Below are 18,098 nucleotides of genomic sequence, written 5' to 3'. Positions count from 1 at the left end.
TGTCGGCGCAACTGGAGGCCGCCGCGCCGTGGGCGGACCGGCACCCGGCAATGTGGCTGGCCTGAGTGCTTCGATACCGTGTGCCCACAGGGTTAGCGGAGGAAGGCGTATGAGCATCGTCGAGACGGCACTGATCTTCGTCGGCGTCCCGGCCGCGGTGATCGTGGTGGTCGCCGCGCTGGTATACGGCCGGGCCGCCGTGCGCACGCCCCGCTACCGTCCGGGCAACCCGTGGCAGTTCCAGCCGGTCTGGTACCTGCCGCATCCCGGGCACCCGGCTCCGGTGTCGAGCCTGCCGCCGGCTGCCCTGGACGGCCGGGCGCTTCCCGGCCAGGTCGCCGAGACCGTGACCGCGAGCGGAGGTGCCAGCGGTGAGTGGTGATCTGCCCGACTCCCGGGAACGGACCCTCGACCCGTACGACGCCGACCCGCGCGCCAAGGACCTGACCACCAGGCGGGACACCTCCGTCGGCGTGGACCGGCCGTTCAAGCCGGCCCAGCTGTCCCGGATCGACGAGGCGCTGACGCTGGCATCGCGCGAGACCGGCCTGCTGTTCAGCGTCTACGTCGGCGACCTGGGCCCGGCCAGCCGGGCCACCGCCGAGGCGATGTTCGCCAAGCTCGCCGACCGGCACCCGGCACCGGTGCTGGTGGCCGTCTCACCGGGCCAGCGCCGGCTGGAGATCGTCACCGGCGGCGACTCGGCCCGCCGGATCCCCAACCGGGTGGCGGCCCTGGCGGCGCTGGCGATGCGGGGCTCGTTCGCCAACGGCGACCTGACCGGCGGGATCGTCACCGGCCTCCGCCAGCTCGCCGACGCCGCCGGCGCTGCCTGAGCCGGCAGCCGGACCGCCCGGGACCGGGCGTCAGCGCGTTGCTTAGTCAGCTAAATCATCTGGAATAAGCTGGAGGGCGATGACCGCCACGCTGCCCGACCGCGCCCGAGCCCACGCCAAGGCGGTCGCCGCGCTCACCGCTTCCTACGCCGCCATTCCGGCCGGCGCCCAGGTGCGGCTGGCCAAGCGCACCTCGAACCTGTTCCGGCCGCGCACCGACCAGCCCCAGGCCGGCCTGGACGTCAGTGGCCTGGACGGGGTGATCGCGATCGATCCGGTCGCGCGCACCGCTGAGGTGCAGGGCATGTGCACCTACGAGCGGCTGGTGGCCGAGTGCCTGCCGCACGGGCTGATGCCCACGGTGGTGCCGCAGCTCAAGACCATCACCCTGGGCGGCGCGGTGACCGGGCTCGGCATCGAGTCCTCGTCCTTCCGCAACGGCCTGCCGCACGAGGCGGTGCTCGAGATGGACGTGCTGACCGGCGACGGAGAGCTTCGCACGGTCAGCCGCACCCAGTACCCCGACCTGTTCTACGGCTTCCCGAACTCCTACGGCAGCCTCGGCTACACCGTCCGGCTGCTGGTCGAGCTGGACCCGGTCCGCCCGTACGTCGGGCTGCGCAACGTCCGGTTCGCCGACCTGGAGGCGCTGGCGGCGGCCATCGCGACGATCAGCACCGAGCACAGCTGGGACGGCGAGCCGGTCGACTTCCTCGACGGGGTGATGTTCAGCGTCGACGAGGCCTACCTGTGCCTCGGCCGCTGGGTGGACAGTCCCGCCGAATCAGGGATGGCCGGGGCCAGCGACTACACCGGCCAGCAGATCTACTACCGCTCCATCCCGGCCCGTCAGCGGGACTGCCTGACGGTCTCTGACTACCTGTGGCGCTGGGACACCGACTGGTTCTGGTGCTCGGGCGCGTTCGGGGTGCAGCACCCGGTGATCCGCCGGCTGTGGCCGGCCCGGTACCGGCGCAGCGACTTCTACCACCGGCTGATCTCGCTGGACCACCGCTTCGGAGTCGCCGCCAAGCTCGACCGGATCCGCCGGCGGCCGCCGACCGAGCGGGTGGTGCAGGACGTCGAGATCCCGGTGCGGCGCACTGCTGCCTTCCTGCGCTGGTTCGCCGAGCACGTCGGCATGTCGCCGGTGTGGCTGTGTCCGCTGACGTTGCGCGAGCCGGCGCGTGCCCAGGACGCGGGACAGCCCGGCGGCGGGCACGATTCGGCCAAGCCCTGGCCGCTCTACCCGCTCACGCCTGGCCAGGTCTATGTCAACGTGGGGTTCTGGGGCACCGTGCCGATCGCTGCCGGCCGCGCCGACGGCGACGTCAACCGGCTGGTGGAGGCGGCGGTCGCCGAGCACGCCGGGCACAAGTCGCTGTACTCCGACGCCTACTACGACCGGCAGACGTTCGCCGCCATGTACGGCGGCCAGACCTACGCCGAGCTGAAGGACAGATACGATCCCGGCCACCGGCTGACCGGGCTGTACGAGAAAGCGGTGGGACGCAGATGAAGATCGCCGATCTGGTGTCGATGCTGACCGTCGAGGGCGCGCCGATGCGCTTGCAGGCCTATGACGGCAGCGCGTTCGGCCCGGCGGATGCCGCGTTCACCCTGGAGCTGGTCAACGAGCGCGGGCTGCGCTACCTGGCCACCGCGCCGGGCGACTTGGGGCTGGCCCGGGCCTACGTGCAGGGCGATCTGGTGCTGCACGGCGCGCACCCCGGCGATCCGTACGAGGCGCTGAAGAGCCTCGGCAGCTGGCGGTTCCGCCGGCCGACGCCCCGCGAGGCCGGCGTGCTGCTGCGCGAGATGGGCTGGCGCAACCTGCTGCCCCCCGAGCCGCCGGCGCAGGAGTCGCTGCCCCGCTGGCGCCGGGTGATGGAGGGGTTGCGGCACTCCCGCGACCGGGACGCCTCGGCGATCGGCAAGCACTACGACGTGTCCAACGAGTTCTACGAGAAGGTGCTGGGGCCCTCGATGGCCTACACCTGCGCGGTGTTCCCCAAGCCGGACGCGAGCTTGGAGGAGGCGCAGGAGGAGAAGTTCGACCTGGTGGCCCGCAAGCTGGGCCTGGAACCGGGCATGCGGCTGCTCGACGTCGGCTGCGGCTGGGGCGGCATGGCCCGGCACGCGGCCACCCACTACGGGGTGCAGGTGGTGGGCGTGACGCTGTCGGCCGCGCAGGCCGAGTGGGGCGCGGCGCGGATGGAGCGCGAAGGACTCGCCGGCCAGGTGCGTATCCTGCACTCGGACTACCGGGACGCGCCGGGATCGGACTACGACGCGGTCAGCTCGATCGGGCTGATGGAGCACGTCGGGGTGCGCAACTACCCGGCTTACTTCGCCTTCCTCAAGGGCAAGCTGCGCGACGGCGGCCGGCTGCTCAACCACTGCATCACCCGCACCGACAACAAGCAGAGCCCGATGCCGGGCCAGTTCATCGACCGCTACGTCTTTCCCGACGGCGAGCTGGCCGGTTCGGGGAGGATCATCAGCGAGGCGCAGGACGCCGGCCTCGAGGTGCGGCACGAGGAGAACCTGCGCGAGCACTACGCGCTGACCCTGCAGCACTGGTGCGCGAACCTGGTGCGCAACTGGGACGCCTGCGTCGCCGACGTCGGTGAGCCCACCGCTCGGGTGTGGGGGCTGTACATGGCCGGTTCCCGGCTGGGCTTCGAGACCAACGGCATCCAGCTGCACCAGGTGCTGGCGGTGAAGGTTCCCGAGTCCGGCGAGGCGTCCTTCCCGCTCCGTCCGACCTGGGGCTCCTAGCCCGAACAGCCCGAATTCGAAAGGGCGTTCTGTCGCCGGATCGGGCTTTCCACAATCGTGGCGGGCGCCCCTGCAGGCGACCGCTGTCGTGGTGTGCTTCGCCGGTGTCGGGTTACCGCGGATCGCCGGCGTTGCTCAGCTGGCGGACGGCCAGGTGGGCGAACGTGACCGAGCTGCGCCGGGCCCACGCCCTGCTCGGCAATCCAGAACCCCGAGCCGGGCGGCCACCGGGGACGGGAGCCCAACAGATCAACGACGCTCTGGTGCTGCGGATCGTGACGGAGTTCCAGGGCTTCGTCCGGGACCTGCTGGACCTGGCAACCAGCACCCTGGTGCGCGGTTCCGGCAGTCTCGCCCAGCACCAGACCCGACTGACCTCGGCAATGTCCAGCGACCGGTGGATAGATCGCGGGAATCCGCACCTGGACACCGTGCGGAAGGACGCCGAGCGCCTGGGTATCGCGTCGCTCGGCTCCCAGCTGCTGGCCAGAAACCCCACGCACGACAGCGATGCCAGGCTGCTGAAGGAGCTTGTCCAGCTGCGCAATGCCCTGACCCACGGCGACCAGGACAGGCTGCGCCGCCTCGCCCAGCGGGGAATCCGCCCGACCATCGGCTATGTCGACGCCGCACACGCCTGCCTGGATCGTTATGCCGGTGCGCTGGACGAGATATTTTGGGACCATCTGATCGGCCTGTTTCCGGCCGTCGATCCGTGGAGCCCGTCATGACCGAGTTCGAGCCAGGTGACCGGATCCTCGTGCCATGGGGCCGGGACAAGATCGCGGGCACCGTGCTGAGCCTCTTCCCGGGTGAGTTCTACGCCCGCCTCGAGATCGAGATTCCCAGCGATGACGAGGAGCCGTTGTACAAGCTGCTGACGCTCCCGGTCGATCTCCTGGAACGAGTACCCCGAACCAGCGGACACCGCTGACCCCGCCGAGGTCGGCGCGCCGCTCAGTCGCCGTCCGCGGTGGCGTTCTCGGTGTCGGCGGCCCGGGCCCGCAGCGCCCGGACCATGTCGGCCCGGCCCTCGTCGACCAACCGGCGCAGCGCCGCCGGGTGGCTGGTGTTGGCCAGGAACTCCTCGGCCAGCCGCACCGTCCGCTCGTCGATCGCGTCCGACCAGGTCGGCACCAGCCCGATGATCATGTACCGGGCGGTCTCGGTGGTGAGCCGGTCCCACAGGCCCGCTGCCTCGGCGAAGTAGGAGTCCACGTACGGCGTCAGCAGGTCCGGCCGCCACGGGTCGCGGAAGCCGGTCATCACCGCCCGCCGCATCGCCGTGGACAGCTCCGAGTCGTGGATCATCAGCTGCCAGGCCGCCGCCTTCGCCTCGGCGGTGGGGATCCGGGCCCGGGCGGTGGCGGCGTGCCGGGCACCGGACGCGGACGGGTCTTCGGCGGCGGCCGCGGCGATCTCGGCCTCGCCGGCCCGGCCGGCGCCCACCAGGGCGCGCAGCATCAGCCAGCGCAGGTCGGTGTCGACCACCAGCCCGTCCAGCTGCTCGGCACCGGACAGTAGCCCGGCCACCACGTCGAGCTGCTCGCCGGCGTTGAGCAGCGCGTGCACCCAGGCCAGCTGGTGGTCCGAGCCGGGTGCCGCGGCGCGGGCGTTGGCCAGCGCCAGCTCGCCGAAGCGCACCCGGGCGCCGGTCGCCCACTCCGGATCGGCGTACATCTCCAGCGCCAGCAGCAGGTTCTTGGCGACCGTTTGGACCACGCTGATCACCGACTCGGTGCCGGCCGCGGAGCTGACCAGGTCGAGGTAGTGCCGGGTGGCGAGTACGCCGTCGCGCACCATCTCCCAGGCCGCCGACCAGCACAGCGTGCGGGCCAGCGAGTCCTCCAGCGCGGCCAGCCCGCCGCTCTGCAGAGTGTGCATGCTGTGCGGGTCCAGCCGCAGCTTGCAGTAGGTCAGGTCGTCGTCGTTGAGCAGCACCAGGTCCGGACGGGTCCGGCCGACCAGCTCGGCGATCTCGGTCCGCTCGCCGTCGACGTCCACCTCGACCCGGTCGGTACGGACCAGCCGGCCGTCCTCGGTGTAGCGGTACAGGCCGATGGCCAGCCGGTGCGGGCGCAGCGTGTTGTCCGGCGAGGTGTCGCGCGGCGCGTCCTGCAGCACCGCGAACGAGCTGAACCGGCCTTCGGCGTCGAGCTGGTAGTCCGCCGACAGGGTGTTCATGCCGCTGGTCTCCACCCAGAGCTTCGACCAGCCGGACAGCTCCCGGCCGGAGGTGGCGTTCAGCGCGTCGAGCAGGTCGGCCAGCGTGGTGTTGCGGTAGGCGTGGTCGGCGAAGTATTGCCGCAGCCCCGCCAGGAACTGCGGCAGCCCGACGTAGGCGACCAGCTGCTTGAGCACGCTGGCGCCCTTGGCGTAGGTGATGCCGTCGAAGTTGACCTCGACCGCCTCGGCGTCCGGGATCTCGCAGGCCACCGGGTGGGTCGAGGGGTACTGGTCCTGCCGGTAGGCCCAGGCCTTCTCGGTGGTGGCGAAGGTGGTCCAGATGCCGGGCCACGCGGTGGCCTGCGCCTGGGCGGTGTTGCCGGCCCACTCGGCGAAGGACTCGTTCAGCCAGAGGTCCTCGAACCACCGCATGGTGACCAGGTTGCCGAACCACATGTGGGCCAGCTCGTGCAGCACGGTGGTGGCCCGGCGCTCGCGGCGCACGTCGGTCACCCGGCTGGTGAAGATGTAGTCCTCGGTGGCGGTCACGCACCCGGCGTTCTCCATCGCGCCGGCGTTGAACTCGGGCACGAAGCACTGGTCGTACTTGCCGAACGGGTAGCGGTGCCCGAAGTTCTGGTGGTACCAGTCGAAACCCTGCTTGGTGATGGTGAACAGTTCCTCGCTGTCGAGGTGTTCGGCCAGCGACGCGCGGCAGTACAGCCCCAGGTCGACGCCGTCGTGGGAGTCGGTGGCGCTGAAGTAGGGGCCGGCGACCAGCGCGGTGATGTAGGTGCTCACCCGCGGCGTGGTGGCGAAGTGCACGGTCTTGGTCTCGTCGTCGTCCTCCACCTCGGTCACCACCCCGTTGGACACCACCTGCCAGTGCGCCGGTGCGGTGACGTGCAGGGTGAAGGTGGCCTTGAGGTCGGGCTGGTCGAAGCAGGCGAACATCCGCTTGGAGTCGGTCGTCTCGAACTGGCTGTAGAGGTAGACCTCGCCGTCCAGCGGGTCGACGAACCGGTGCAGGCCCTGGCCGTTGGTGGTGTAGAGCAGGTCGGCGTCGACCACCACCACGTTGTGCTCGGCCAGTTCCGGCAGCACGATGCCGTCCGCCGGCTCGTAGCCGCTGACGTCGACCGGCTGCCCGTTCAGGCTCACCTCGTGGAAGCGCTCGGCGATCACGTCCAGGAAGGTGGACGCGCCGGGCTGGTTGGCGCTGAAGGTGACGGTGGTGCGCGAGCGGAAGGTGCGCTCGCTCGGGCCGCCCTCGGCGTCGGTCAGGTCGAGCGCCACGTCGTAGCTGTCCACCTGCAGCAACCCGGCGCGGTGCCGGGCGTCCTCCCGGGTGAGGTTGGGCATCCGGACCGTGTTGGCGTCGATGCGGTAGGACTCGGGACCGCCGGCCGACGGGCCGGTAGTCGCGGGGCGCACACTGGACACGGAATGCCACTCCTCACAAGGTGGTTGTCGCCGTTAGGCGGGTGAGCCGCTGAATGAAGGCATTCTTTCATACCTAGCTAGCAGATTAGGGGCTGTGTGATGGCGACGGACGTAACCGAGAGCCGCGCGAAGGTCGATTTCTGGTTCGACCCGGCGTGCCCGTTCGCATGGGTGACCTCCCGCTGGATCCTGGAGGTCGAGAAGCACCGGGACCTCGACCTGAACTTCCACGTGATGTCGCTGTCGGTGCTCAACGAGGGCCGGGACCTGCCGGAGGACTACCGCACCATGCTCGACAAGGCGTGGGGACCGGTACGGGTGGCGATCGCCGCCGAGCAGCACAGCGGCACCGAAAGCCTGCGTGCGCTCTACACCGCGCTGGGCACCCGCCGGCACGACCAGGGCCGCGAGCTGGACCGGGAGGCCCTCGTCGAGGCGCTGGCCGAGGCCGGCCTGCCGGAGTCGCTGGCCGACGCCGCGGATTCGCAGGACTACGACGACGCCCTGGTCAAGTCCCACCACGCGGGCATGGACGCGGTCGGCTTCGAGGTGGGCACGCCGGTGATCCACGTCGACGGGGTGGCCTTCTTCGGCCCGGTGCTGACCCGCATCCCGCGCGGCGAGGAGGCCCTGCGGGTCTGGGACGGCACCCGGTTGCTGGCCGGCTACCCGTACTTCTTCGAGCTGAAGCGGACCCGCACCGAGTCCCCGCGGTTCGACTGAGCGCGCCGGTCGTGTGCCCGGTCGACCCTGAGTGCCGATGACGGCGATCTTCCACATCGTGGCCGAGCCGGACTGGCGGGCGGCCTGCGCCCTGGGCAGCTACCGCCCGCCGTCGCTGGAGCAGGAGGGCTTCGTGCACTTCTCCTACCGCGACCAGGTCGCCCGGACCGCCAACGCCCGGTTCCGCGACCGGACCGACCTGCTGGTGATCGAGGTCGATCCGGCCCGGCTGCCGTCCCCGGTGGTCGAGGAGGACCTGTACGGCTCGGACGAGGACTTCCCGCACGTCTACGGCGAGATCCCGGTGGCGGCCGCGGTGGCCGAGCACCGGCTGAGCCGGGCGCCGGACGGCGGGTTCGGCTTCTCGCCGGACACTGACTGAACCAGGGCCGGCCGGGGTCCTGGCCGACACTCGTCAGGACCCCGGCAGGCCGAGAAGCGGGGGTGCTGGCACCATGGCGCCCATGCGGATCTACCTCGGCAGCGACCACGCGGGATTCGAGCTCAAGGGTGTGCTGGCCGCGCACCTGGCCGACGCCGGCCACGACGTCGTCGACTGCGGGCCGCACAGCTACGAGCCCGAGGACGACTACCCGCCCTACTGCATCGGCACCGCCCAGCGGGTGGTCGCCGACCCGGGCAGTCTCGGCATCGTGCTGGGCGGATCGGGCAACGGCGAGCAGATCGCCGCGAACAAGGTGGCCGGCATCCGGGCCGCGCTCGGCTACGACCTGCCGACCGCGATCCTGGCCCGACAGCACAACGACGCGAACGTGCTCGGCCTCGGCGCCCGGATGCACAGCCAGGACGCGGCGCTCTCGATCGTGGACGCGTTCGTCAACACCGACTTCTCCGCCGATCCCCGGCACGTCCGGCGGATCGGCATGCTCGCTGCCTTCGAGCAGACCGGGACGCTGCCGGAGTGAGGCTGCTGCCGGCCTGAGCCGGCCTGCCCTCCTCAGCCCTCCGGAGGAGGTTGCCAGCCGCGGCGTACCAGCACCACCGAGCGCTCGGCGGCGGCGAGGTCCGCCGGGGTCGGCCGGGCCACGTCCCGGGCCCGCAGCGCGCCGGACAGGCCCACCTGGGACGGGGAACTGCCGGCCAGCTCGCGCCAGCCGCGTTCGGAGTCCCGGCCGTGGTTGCCGTGGTGGTCGTCCTGGCCGGAGTTGCGGCCGCCCGTCCCCCGGCGTCCGGTGCCCGGCTCGGCGCGCCGGTGCTCGGCCGGGCCGGCCTCGGGGCCGTTCGGTCGGTCCTGCGCCGACGCCGGCGAACCGGCCTCGGCGGCGCCCTCGGCGGCCGGCCGGCGAGCTCGGCGCCGGCGGCGGTGCGGGCGCTCCGGCGGGGTGGTCATGCGCTCATCCTGCCCGAACGGTCACACGCGGCGAAACCGGGCACGGTCCGTAACGGATCGATACCGCTTCGCTACCAGTGACGTCGCGGCTCGGTTACGGTGAGCCCACCATGACCGTGGCCATCCCGACCAGCCGGAGCAGTTCCGCCCTGCGTGGCTGCCTGGATCTGGCCCGCTGGTGCGGTGCCCGGGCCCGGCGGCTGTCCGAACCCGCGGTCGCCACCCTCACCAGCATCGCGCTGGCAGGAAGTACCGGCTGGTCGCTGCTGGCCCGCAACGCCGAGCTCGACGTGATGGCGGTGGCCGTCGTAGTGGCGGTGCTGTCCTCGCTGCTGCTGAGCCTGCGCTGGATGCTGGCCCTGCTGGCCACCGCGGCCGGCTGCCTGGGCCTGGTGGCGCTCGCCGGAGTACGCGACGGGCACTGGAGCAGGCTTTCCACTCCCGGCATGGCGCTGGTCGCGGTGACCGCGCTGGTCGGGCTGGTCGGCGCGCTGCGCGCCCGGCACCGGGACCGGCTGGGCCTGCGCCAGGTCAGCGCCGAGACGGTGCTGGGACTGATCCGGGACCGGGCTCTGGTGCAGGCCCGGGTGCCGTCGGTGCCGGCCGGCTGGACCGTCGACATCCAGCACCGGCCGGCCCACGGAGCGGTGCTGTCGGGTGACTTCGTCGCCAACCGGCTGGTGTGCGAGGGAACCAGCCAGGTGCTGCACCTGGCCGTGATCGACGTCGCCGGCTGCGGCATCACCGCCGGGCCCCGGGCGCTGCTGCTGTCCGGTGCGGTCGGCGGCCTGCTCGGCTCGGTGCCCGCCGAGCAGTTCCTGGCCGCCGTCAACGACTACCTGGCCCGCCAGCAGGGATCGGTCGGGCTGGCCTCGGCGGTCTACCTCCAGCTGGATCTGGACTCTGGCGAGTACCGGGTCCGGGTGGCCGGCCATCCGCCGGCGCTGCACTACCGGCCGGGCACGCCGTCGCCGTGGCGGACGTCGGCGGCCGCCGGAACGGTGCTCGGCGCGGTGCCGACGGTCACCGGGGTGCTCGACCGCGACGTGCTGCAACCGGGGGAGGCGCTGTTCCTCTACACCGACGGGGTGGTCGAGGACCGTGCGGCCGGCCTCGAGGCCGGCACCCGGCGGCTGATGGGCAGCGTGGAGGCGCTGGCTGCCGAGCGGCCGGGCGGCGCGGGGCTGGCCGGCCTGCTGATCGAGCAGGTGCCCAGCACCCTCGCCGACGACCGGACCCTGGTGGTGATCCAGCGCCAACCGGCGGACCGGCCCGCCGCAACTCCACCGGCCGGGCACCGCGGCGCCGGACGGCTGCTACCGGTCGGGTCCTGAGCGGACCAGCTCACCGTCCCGGGAACCGAACAGGCTCTTGGGCCGGGTCGGGTTTCCCCGGCCGGCCTCGGTAGAGCCGCCAGAACCGCCAGAACTGGCGGAACCGCCGGGGCCCGGCTGCTGCCGGAACGCGGGCAGGTAGTGGGCGATGGCCAGCGTTCCCAGGGCGATCAGGCCGCCGGCCAGGATGTCGAGCAGGTAGTGGTTGCCGGTCACCACCACCGCCACTGCGGTGACCACTGGGTAGCACAGCCACAGCCGGCGCAGCACGGGGGAGCGGACCAGCCGGTAGGCGACCACCGCGGTCCAGACCGCCCAGGCCAGGTGCAGGGACGGGAACGCCCCGAACTGGTCGGCGGTCACCGGGCCGCCGTGGGTGGCGCCGAAGCCGGCGTCGGCCACCGCGTCGACGAAGCCGAAACCGGGCAGGAACCGTGGCGGCGCGGCGGGGTAGAGCAGGAAGATGGTCAGGCCGAACACGTTGGTCAGCACCAGCGCGTTGCGCGCCCGCCGGTAGCTGTGCGCCCGCCGCCACCAGCACCACACCAGCATTCCGATGGTCACCGTCAGGTGGGCGAACTGGTACCAGTAGCTGGCCAGCAACGAGAGCACCGTCTGCTGGGTGGTCCACAGGTTGGCCGACAGCTCGATGTTGATGTGCAGCCAGCGCTCGACGTCGAGCAGTTGCCGGCCGTGCCGCAACGCCGCCACCTCGCGCACCTCGGCATGGCTGCGCACCATGTCGTAGGCACGCAGCAACAGCAGCACCACCAGCAGCTCGCCGATGATCCGCGGGCGGCGGACCGGCGCGAACGCCTGGGCGGCCGGGCCCGGCCGCGGACGACCGGCCAGGCCGGGTTCGCCGCGGCGCGAGCTCATACCGTATTCGAACACATTCCACCTCTTCCCCGTGACACCGACGCCCTCCCCGCCGGCGCGGTCGGCGGGTGTCGCAGCGGGCGCGGCGGCAATGGCACGGCAGCGGGAGGGCGACCCGCACCGGCTTGCCCGATTGTGGCAGGGGGTGCCGACATCGAGTCAATCCCGCAGGATGCCGGGCCCGTACCCGATGCTGGGCCGGGTACCCGATGCCGGGCCCGTACCGGGTGTCGAGCCGCACGTACGTCGGGCCCGTACGCGATGTCGGGCCGGCGCGCGCCGGCGCTAGGGTGCAGGCGCACGGGCCGGCCGGTGAAGACGTACCCGGCCGGTCCGGAGATCGAACGGTCCGCGAGAAGGGGTGGTGCGCGATGGCGAACCCCGGGCCGACCCCTGAGCAGCCGGCGGTGCTGCGGCTGAGCGCCTTCGCCCGGGACGGCGCCGGCGGCAATCCGGCCGGGGTGGTGCTCGACGCCCGGGCGCTGGACGAGCAGCAGATGCGGGCCCTGGCCGAGCAGGTTGGCTACTCCGAGACGGTCTTCGTGACCGACGGCCCGCCGGAACCGGGCCGCCGCCACTACCGGGTCCGCTACTTCTCCCCGCTGGCCGAGGTGCCGTTCTGCGGCCATGCCACCGTCGCGCTGGGGGCAGCCCTCGGCAGCGTCCTGGGCGGCGGCGACCTGGAGCTGGACACCGCCGCCGGCCCGGTGGCGGTGCGGACCGGCCAGCACCCGTCGGGTGAGTGGTGGGCTCGGCTGGCCAGCGTGCCGCCCCGCCAGCGCCAGCTGCCGGCCGAACTGCTGCAGCGGGCGCTGGACTGCTTCGGCTGGTCGACCGACGTGCTGGAGCCCGGGCTGCCGCCGATGCTCTGCTACGCCGGCGCCTGGCACCTGGTGCTGAACCTGGCCGACCGGGCCGAACTGGAGGCGATGAGCTACGACTTCGCCGCGCTGCAGGCGCTGTGTAGCGAGCAGGACTGGACCACGGTGAGCGTGATGTACCAGGTGAGCCCGCAGGAGTACCTGGCGCGCAATCCGTTCCCGGTGGGCGGCGTGGTCGAGGACCCGGCCACCGGCGCGGCGGCCGCGGCCTACGGCGGCTACCTGGCCGCCCTCGGAGTGGTCCGGCCGCCGGTGCGGCTGCGCATCCTGCAGGGCGAGCAGATCGGCCGGCCGAGCGAACTGGCCGTCGAGCTGCACCCGGACCAGGCCTCGGTCTGGGTCACCGGCACCGTCCGGCCGATCTCCGAACCCGACCGCTGAGCAGGGCCGGCTCCTAGGCGGTCTGTCCGGACGGGGCCGGTGCCTAGGTTCCGAGCTTTGCCATGACCGAACCAGGGTGCACACTTGCTCGGCACCTCCGATGCGACTCAGCGCCGGACCGCACCGCAGAAAGTGAGCTGGCCATGGCGCTAGAGGAAAGCACGTGGACCCCCGACTACCTCGGCGAGCTGGCCGGCCTGTTCGCCCGGCTGGGCCAGGAGCTGCTGTCCGACCACGGCCTGGACGCCACCCTGGGGCTGGTCTGCCAGCGCGCCGTCGACCTGGTGCCCGGAGCCGAGCACGCGGCGATCAGCCGGGGCCGGCACGGCAGGTTCGAGACCGTCGGCAGCACCAGCAAGGTCCCTCTGCAGGTGGACCAGATCCAGTACGACCTGCACAGCGGGCCGTGCGTGGACGCCGCCATCAAGGAGGAGATCTACCGCACCGGCTCGCTGGTGACCGACCGGCGCTGGCCGGAGTTCGGCCGCCGGGCCAACGCCGAGCACGGCATCTGCAGCATGCTCTCGGTGCGGCTGTTCCTGGAGGACGACGACCTGGTGGCCGCGCTGAACCTGTACTCGGTGCATCCCGACGCCTTCGACTCCGGCGACCAGACGGTAGCCGTGCTGCTCGCCACCCATGCCTCGCTGGCGATCGCGGGCGCCCGGCTGCACGAGCAGGTACAGCACCTGGAGCGCGCCCTGCAGAGCAACCGGGGGATCGGGGTGGCCGTCGGGGTGCTGATGAACCGGTACAAGATCACCCAGCAGGAGGCCTTCGACCTGCTCCGGCTGGCCAGCCAGAACTCGCACCGCAAGCTGGTGGATGTGGCGCGCGGAGTCAGCGAGACCGGTATCCTTGAGCTGCCGCCCTTACCGGCCCGGGCAGGGGTTCAACCCCCGGGCTGACGTACGGGTCGTCGGAGCCCGAAAAGTGTTGGCTGTCCGGCCGCAGCGGCCGGCTGTCGACCGGGTTGGTGCTGGGCACGCTCAAACCCCTTGCGAGGTCCGCTTGCTAGCGACGACAGGCCGACAGTGGGCGGAGTTGCTGCGCGCCGCGTCGCAACCCGATGCCGCCCCCGATACCGAGGCGCTGCTGCGCCAGGCGGTGGCCCTCGGCCACGACGTGGCACCGGACGCGATCGGCTGCAGCATCACCACCCTCGACGGGGAGCGTTATTTCACCCCGGTGTCCTCCGGCGGGCTGGCGCTGGACCTCGACGAGGCCCAGTACCGGTCGGGTGACGGACCGTGCATGGCGGCCGCCCGTGAGCACCGCTACCACGACTTCGACGCCGCCACCGACGCCGCCCGGTTCCCCGGATTCACCGAGGCGGCCGTCGAGCGGGGGGTGCGCAGCTCGATCTCGCTGCCGCTGACCGGCACCGCCCGGCCCTCGGCGATCAACCTCTACGGCTCCTCGCGGCACGCCTTCGACGCCGAACGCCCGCAGGCGGTCGCCAGCCTGCTGGCCCGGTGCATCTCGACGGTGCTGTCCCGCCCGGCGGCCACCGAGCCCGGGGGCGTGGTGCCGTCCGCCCGGCTCGCCGCGGCCCGGGACCAGGCCCAGCTGATCACCGCCGCCGAGACCGCCCTGATGGACTCGCGGTCGGTGAGCCGTCCGGACGCCCTGACGATGTTGATGCACCGCTCCCGGACCGAGGCCCGCAGCATCTTCGACCTCGCCCGTGAGGTCGTGCGGGACTCCGAAGGAGCGCAGCCGTGACCTCCACCGAGTCCGGCATGAGCCTGCTCGACGGCATGCAGCTGTCCGGCATGACCTTTTCCGAGCTGTGGCTGCGCTACATCGCGGTCAGCGGCACCGTCGGAGAGCTGGAGCTCGAGGCCTACGTGCTCGGCCTGCTGCTGCCCGATGCCTACCAGCACAACCTGATCGCCCAGGCCCTCAACGAGTACTTCCTGGAACAGGGCCAGGACCACCCGGTCGCCTACCGCGACACCGCGACCGTCGACTGAGCAGCAGCCGGCCGTGCCGGCCGGCTACCCGAGGAAAGCAGGGCAGCAGCCATGACCGAGCAGTCCCGACCCGAGGACCGGCCGTCCGCCGAGGACCCGACCGAGCGGCCCGGCGGCGCCGACGACCTCGGTGGCCCCGGGGCTGCGCTGGGCAGCGGGGTGGAGAACGCCCTGACCGGCGAGCAGCCGGGCGAGGACGACGAGGGCAAGGCCTCCACCTCGCCCGAGCCGAAGGGCTGAGGAGGGGCCGGCCGCAGGGCCGGGCAACGTGAGCGGGCGACGGGAATCGAACCCGCATAATCAGTTTGGAAGACTGAGACTCTGCCATTGAGCTACGCCCGCAACGCTCGCGAACTCCGCCGGACGTCGAGACCACGGGCCAGGCCGGCCCGCCCGGGGGATCCGCGAGTGCCCCGACAGCCTAGCGCGTCTCCGGGGGCCGGACCGACACCCGTACACTGGCCGTTCGGTACGTCTGCCATGCCGGGACCGCGATCCCTCACGGCCTGGATCAGGTGCCGGGGTGTGGCGCAGCTTGGTAGCGCACTCGCTTTGGGAGCGAGGGGCCGCAGGTTCAAATCCTGTCACCCCGACGGGCGTGCCCACGCACGCGTTCCACCGTCACATCGAGAACGACCCGGGCACACCGCCCGACACCGCTGAGCCAGCCACCGAGGAGCGAAAGAGCACACCGTGAAGAGCAGCGTCGAAAACCTGAGCCCGACCCGTGTGAAGCTCGCGGTCGAGGTGCCGTTTGACGAGCTGAAGTCCAGCCTGGACGAGGCCTACAAGGCCATCGGATCCCAGGTTCGGGTGCCCGGCTTCCGCCCCGGCAAGGTGCCGGCCCGGATCATCGACCAGCGGATCGGCCGGGCCGCCGTGCTGGAGGAGGCGATCAACAAGGCGCTGCCCAAGGCTTACTCCGACGCGGTGCGCGAGACCGGCGTCAAGGCCCTCGGCCAGCCCGAGATCGAGGTCACCACGCTGGAGGACAACCAGCGGCTGGCCTTCACCGCCGAGGTGGACGTCCGTCCCGAGATCTCCGTCTCCGGCTACGACCGGCTGGCCGTCACCGTGGAGGACGCGGCGGTCACCGACGACGAGGTCGCCGAGCAGTTCGAGCAGCTGCGGGCCCGCTTCGGCACCCTCAAGGGGGTCGAGCGCGAGGTGCGCACCGGAGACTTCGTCTCCCTGGACCTGACCGCCACCGTCGACGGCGTCGAGGTGGAGGGCGGCTCGGCGCAGGGGCTGTCCTACGAGGTCGGTTCCGGCAACCTGGTCGAGGGTCTGGACGAGGCGATCCTGGGCAAGTCGGCCGGCGAGTCGGCCACCTTCTCCTCCACCCTGGCCTTCGGCGAGCACGCCGGCTCGGACGCTGAGATCACCGTCGTGGTCAACTCGGTCAAGGAGCGCGAGCTGCCCGAGGCCGACGACGACTTCGCCCAGCTGGCCTCGGAGTTCGACACCGTCGAGGAGCTGCGAGCCGACCTGCGGACCCGGCTGGACCGGGTGAAGGTGCTCGGCCAGGGCGCCGAGGCCCGCGACAAGGTGCTGGAGCTGCTGGTCGCCCAGACCGAGGTGCCGCTGCCGGAGTCGGCGGTGCAGGCCGAGATCGAGTGGCGCGAGCACGACGTGGTGCACCAGCTCGGTCACGACGACGCGGCCTTCGATCGGTACCTGGAGTCGCAGGGCAAGACCCGGGAGGAGTTCACCGCCGAGCTGCGCGAGGTCGCCGAGAAGGCGGTCAAGACCCAGTTCATCCTGGACTCCATCGCCGACGCCGAGGCGGTCTCGGTCTCCGACGCCGAGCTGACCGAGTACATCGTGCGGCAGGCCCAGCGCTACGACATGGCGCCGCAGGAGTTCGCCGACCAGATCGTGCAGGCCGGCAACATCGCCGCTCTGGTGGCCGACGTCCGGCGCAACAAGGCGCTGGCCACGGTGCTGGAGTCGGCCAGCGTCACCGACGCCTCCGGCAACCCGGTGGACCTGTCGGCGCTGTCCACCCCGCAGGGCCAGGCCGAGCTGGAGGAGCTGGAGGACGCGATCGAAGAGGCGGCCACCGGTGACGAGGCGGACGCCGGCATCGAGGACTCCGACTCCGGCGTTGAGGACTCCGGCGAGCAGAGCCGGGTTTGACGCCCTGAGCGAACGGCACCGCCTGACAGCCCAGAGTGTCGGAGCGGGCCATTAGGGTCGAGTCAGATCCACTCTTGACGGAAGGAACGCCAGTGAGCCCCTTTGACGCCCAGCGCGGCCAGCATGCCGGGTTCGACCGTGCCGGCGCCGGCGCTCGTTCGGAGCCGATCCGGATCCTCGAGGCGCGCAGCCCCGGCGCGGGCATGAACCTCAACGACTCGATCTACGACCGGCTGCTGCGCGACCGCATCATCTTCCTCGGCCAGGTGGTCGACGACGACATCGCCAACCGGCTGTGCGCCCAGTTGCTGCTGCTGTCGGCCGAGGACTCCACCCGCGACATCAACCTCTACATCAACTCCCCGGGCGGCTCGGTGACGGCCGGCATGGCGATCTTCGACACCATGCAGTTCGTCGAGTGCGACGTGGCGACCTACGCCCTGGGAATGGCCGCCTCGATGGGGCAGTTCCTGCTCTCGGCGGGCGCCCGCGGCAAGCGCTACGCCCTGCCGCACGCGCGGATCATGATGCACCAGCCGTCGGCCGGCATCGGCGGCACGGCCTCCGACATCGCGATCCAGGCCGAGCAGTTCAAGCTCACCAAGGCCGAGATGGCCCGGCTGATCGCCGAGCACACCGGCCAGACCGTCGAGCAGATCCAGGCCGACTCCGAGCGCGACCGCTGGTTCACCGCTCAGCAGGCGCTGGAGTACGGATTCGTCGACCACGTGGTCAGCCGGGTGGCTCAGATGAGCAACGGCTCCGCCCCCGCCCCGGCCTAAGGAGACCCACCGAACATGAGCGAGCTCTACACCCCGGGCCGCGCCGGCTGGAACACGCCGGCCTCCGCCGCCCGGATGCCCTCCAGCCGGTACGTGCTGCCGTCCTTCGTCGAGCGCACCAATTACGGCATGAAGGAGTCCAACCCGTACAACAAGCTCTTCGAGGAGCGCATCATCTTCCTCGGCGCGCCGATCGACGACGTGGTGGCCAACGACGTGATCGCCCAGCTGATCTGCCTGGAGTCCACCGACCCGGACCGCGACATCCTGATCTACATCAACTCCCCGGGCGGCTCGTTCACCGCGCTGACCGCCATCTACGACACGATGAGCTACGTCCGGCCCGAGATCCAGACCTACTGCATGGGCCAGGCCGCCTCGGCCGCCGCGGTCCTGCTGGCGGCCGGCACCAAGGGCAAGCGGTTC

Annotated in this window: 21 protein-coding genes and 2 tRNA genes; 19 read left to right on the top strand and 4 right to left on the bottom strand. The window is 71.7% G+C overall.

Annotated features, from left to right (window positions below):
* Nucleotides 1-109 precede the first annotated feature (109 nt).
* The 6 genes from VLJ82_RS09920 (at nt 110) to VLJ82_RS09895 (ending at nt 4,551) form a co-directional block, all read left to right on the top strand.
* Nucleotides 110-382, top strand: coding sequence for a hypothetical protein (locus VLJ82_RS09920; protein ID WP_408663180.1), 273 nt, complete (start codon nt 110-112; stop codon nt 380-382).
* The gene (locus tag VLJ82_RS09915) at nt 372-836 is read left to right on the top strand and encodes a DUF5130 family protein (protein ID WP_408663179.1); all 465 of its coding nucleotides are present in this window, start codon (nt 372-374) and stop codon (nt 834-836) included. Before VLJ82_RS09920 ends, VLJ82_RS09915 begins: the two co-directional genes overlap by 11 nt.
* A 79-nt stretch (nt 837-915) precedes the next feature.
* Nucleotides 916-2,355: an FAD-binding oxidoreductase gene (locus VLJ82_RS09910; protein WP_408663178.1), complete on the top strand. Its 1,440-nt coding sequence runs from the start codon at nt 916-918 to the stop codon at nt 2,353-2,355.
* Nucleotides 2,352-3,617 carry a class I SAM-dependent methyltransferase gene (locus VLJ82_RS09905; protein ID WP_408663177.1) on the top strand — a complete coding sequence of 422 codons (1,266 nt, stop codon included), beginning with the start codon at nt 2,352-2,354 and terminating at the stop codon, nt 3,615-3,617. The genes VLJ82_RS09910 and VLJ82_RS09905 overlap by 4 nt, the downstream gene beginning before the upstream one ends.
* A gap of 164 nt (nt 3,618-3,781) precedes the next feature.
* Entirely contained in the window at nt 3,782-4,348 is a 567-nt protein-coding gene (locus tag VLJ82_RS09900; protein ID WP_408663176.1) for a hypothetical protein, read from the top strand.
* Nucleotides 4,345-4,551 (top strand): hypothetical protein, encoded by a 207-nt coding sequence (locus tag VLJ82_RS09895; protein ID WP_408663175.1) that lies wholly within the window; start codon nt 4,345-4,347, stop codon nt 4,549-4,551. Before VLJ82_RS09900 ends, VLJ82_RS09895 begins: the two co-directional genes overlap by 4 nt.
* Before the next feature lie 23 nt (nt 4,552-4,574).
* Here VLJ82_RS09895 and pepN read toward each other — a convergent pair whose 3' ends face one another.
* Nucleotides 4,575-7,226: an aminopeptidase N gene (pepN, locus tag VLJ82_RS09890; protein WP_408663174.1), complete on the bottom strand. Its 2,652-nt coding sequence runs from the start codon at nt 7,224-7,226 to the stop codon at nt 4,575-4,577.
* A 99-nt stretch (nt 7,227-7,325) separates the two neighbouring features.
* Between pepN and VLJ82_RS09885 the strand changes: the two genes are divergently transcribed.
* The 3 genes from VLJ82_RS09885 to VLJ82_RS09875 all read left to right on the top strand — a co-directional run bounded on the left by VLJ82_RS09885 (nt 7,326) and on the right by VLJ82_RS09875 (nt 8,875).
* On the top strand, nt 7,326-7,949 hold the full coding sequence (locus VLJ82_RS09885) for a DsbA family protein (protein WP_408663173.1): 624 nt from the start codon (nt 7,326-7,328) through the stop codon (nt 7,947-7,949).
* Between the two features lie 37 nt (nt 7,950-7,986).
* Nucleotides 7,987-8,331: a DUF952 domain-containing protein gene (locus VLJ82_RS09880; protein ID WP_408663172.1), complete on the top strand. Its 345-nt coding sequence runs from the start codon at nt 7,987-7,989 to the stop codon at nt 8,329-8,331.
* An 82-nt stretch (nt 8,332-8,413) separates the two neighbouring features.
* Nucleotides 8,414-8,875, top strand: coding sequence for a ribose-5-phosphate isomerase (locus tag VLJ82_RS09875; protein ID WP_408663171.1), 462 nt, complete (start codon nt 8,414-8,416; stop codon nt 8,873-8,875).
* A 32-nt stretch (nt 8,876-8,907) separates the two neighbouring features.
* On the opposite strand, the gene VLJ82_RS09870 is transcribed toward VLJ82_RS09875, so the two are convergent.
* Entirely contained in the window at nt 8,908-9,300 is a 393-nt protein-coding gene (locus VLJ82_RS09870; RefSeq protein WP_408663170.1) for a hypothetical protein, read from the bottom strand.
* A gap of 110 nt (nt 9,301-9,410) precedes the next feature.
* On the opposite strand from VLJ82_RS09870, the gene VLJ82_RS09865 reads away from it, so the two are divergent.
* On the top strand, nt 9,411-10,634 hold the full coding sequence (locus VLJ82_RS09865) for a PP2C family protein-serine/threonine phosphatase (protein ID WP_408663169.1): 1,224 nt from the start codon (nt 9,411-9,413) through the stop codon (nt 10,632-10,634).
* Here VLJ82_RS09865 and VLJ82_RS09860 read toward each other — a convergent pair.
* Entirely contained in the window at nt 10,617-11,513 is an 897-nt protein-coding gene (locus VLJ82_RS09860) for a phosphatase PAP2 family protein (RefSeq protein WP_408663168.1), read from the bottom strand. The genes VLJ82_RS09865 and VLJ82_RS09860 overlap by 18 nt on opposite strands.
* A gap of 371 nt (nt 11,514-11,884) precedes the next feature.
* On the opposite strand from VLJ82_RS09860, the gene VLJ82_RS09855 reads away from it, so the two are divergent.
* The 5 genes from VLJ82_RS09855 to VLJ82_RS09835 all read left to right on the top strand — a co-directional run bounded on the left by VLJ82_RS09855 (nt 11,885) and on the right by VLJ82_RS09835 (nt 14,991).
* A complete protein-coding gene (locus VLJ82_RS09855) occupies nt 11,885-12,775 on the top strand; it encodes a PhzF family phenazine biosynthesis protein (protein WP_408663167.1) in 891 nt (296 codons plus the stop codon).
* A gap of 143 nt (nt 12,776-12,918) precedes the next feature.
* Nucleotides 12,919-13,683: an ANTAR domain-containing protein gene (locus VLJ82_RS09850; RefSeq protein ID WP_408663166.1), complete on the top strand. Its 765-nt coding sequence runs from the start codon at nt 12,919-12,921 to the stop codon at nt 13,681-13,683.
* 136 nt (nt 13,684-13,819) lie between these two features.
* Nucleotides 13,820-14,500 carry a GAF domain-containing protein gene (locus VLJ82_RS09845; protein ID WP_408663165.1) on the top strand — a complete coding sequence of 227 codons (681 nt, stop codon included), beginning with the start codon at nt 13,820-13,822 and terminating at the stop codon, nt 14,498-14,500.
* A complete protein-coding gene (locus VLJ82_RS09840) occupies nt 14,497-14,751 on the top strand; it encodes a hypothetical protein (RefSeq protein ID WP_408663164.1) in 255 nt (84 codons plus the stop codon). Before VLJ82_RS09845 ends, VLJ82_RS09840 begins: the two co-directional genes overlap by 4 nt.
* A gap of 51 nt (nt 14,752-14,802) precedes the next feature.
* Nucleotides 14,803-14,991 carry a hypothetical protein gene (locus tag VLJ82_RS09835; protein ID WP_408663163.1) on the top strand — a complete coding sequence of 63 codons (189 nt, stop codon included), beginning with the start codon at nt 14,803-14,805 and terminating at the stop codon, nt 14,989-14,991.
* Nucleotides 14,992-15,022: 31 nt separating this feature from the next.
* On the opposite strand, the gene VLJ82_RS09830 is transcribed toward VLJ82_RS09835, so the two are convergent.
* Nucleotides 15,023-15,093: transfer RNA gene (locus tag VLJ82_RS09830), tRNA-Gly, on the bottom strand.
* Nucleotides 15,094-15,270: 177 nt separating this feature from the next.
* On the opposite strand from VLJ82_RS09830, the gene VLJ82_RS09825 reads away from it, so the two are divergent.
* The 4 genes from VLJ82_RS09825 to VLJ82_RS09810 all read left to right on the top strand — a co-directional run.
* A tRNA-Pro gene (locus VLJ82_RS09825) sits at nt 15,271-15,344 on the top strand.
* A gap of 100 nt (nt 15,345-15,444) precedes the next feature.
* Nucleotides 15,445-16,890 (top strand): trigger factor, encoded by a 1,446-nt coding sequence (tig, locus tag VLJ82_RS09820; RefSeq protein ID WP_408663162.1) that lies wholly within the window; start codon nt 15,445-15,447, stop codon nt 16,888-16,890.
* Nucleotides 16,891-17,093: 203 nt separating this feature from the next.
* A complete protein-coding gene (locus tag VLJ82_RS09815) occupies nt 17,094-17,672 on the top strand; it encodes an ATP-dependent Clp protease proteolytic subunit (protein WP_408663181.1) in 579 nt (192 codons plus the stop codon).
* 15 nt (nt 17,673-17,687) lie between these two features.
* Nucleotides 17,688-18,098 (top strand): ATP-dependent Clp protease proteolytic subunit (locus VLJ82_RS09810; RefSeq protein WP_408663161.1); only part of this gene is annotated, 411 nt, incomplete at its 3' end.

Source organism: Jatrophihabitans sp., assembly GCF_035474675.1.
GTDB lineage: Bacteria > Actinomycetota > Actinomycetes > Mycobacteriales > Jatrophihabitantaceae > Jatrophihabitans_A.
Note: the sequence above shows the minus strand (reverse complement) of the source record. Positions and strands in the feature narration are given on the sequence as shown.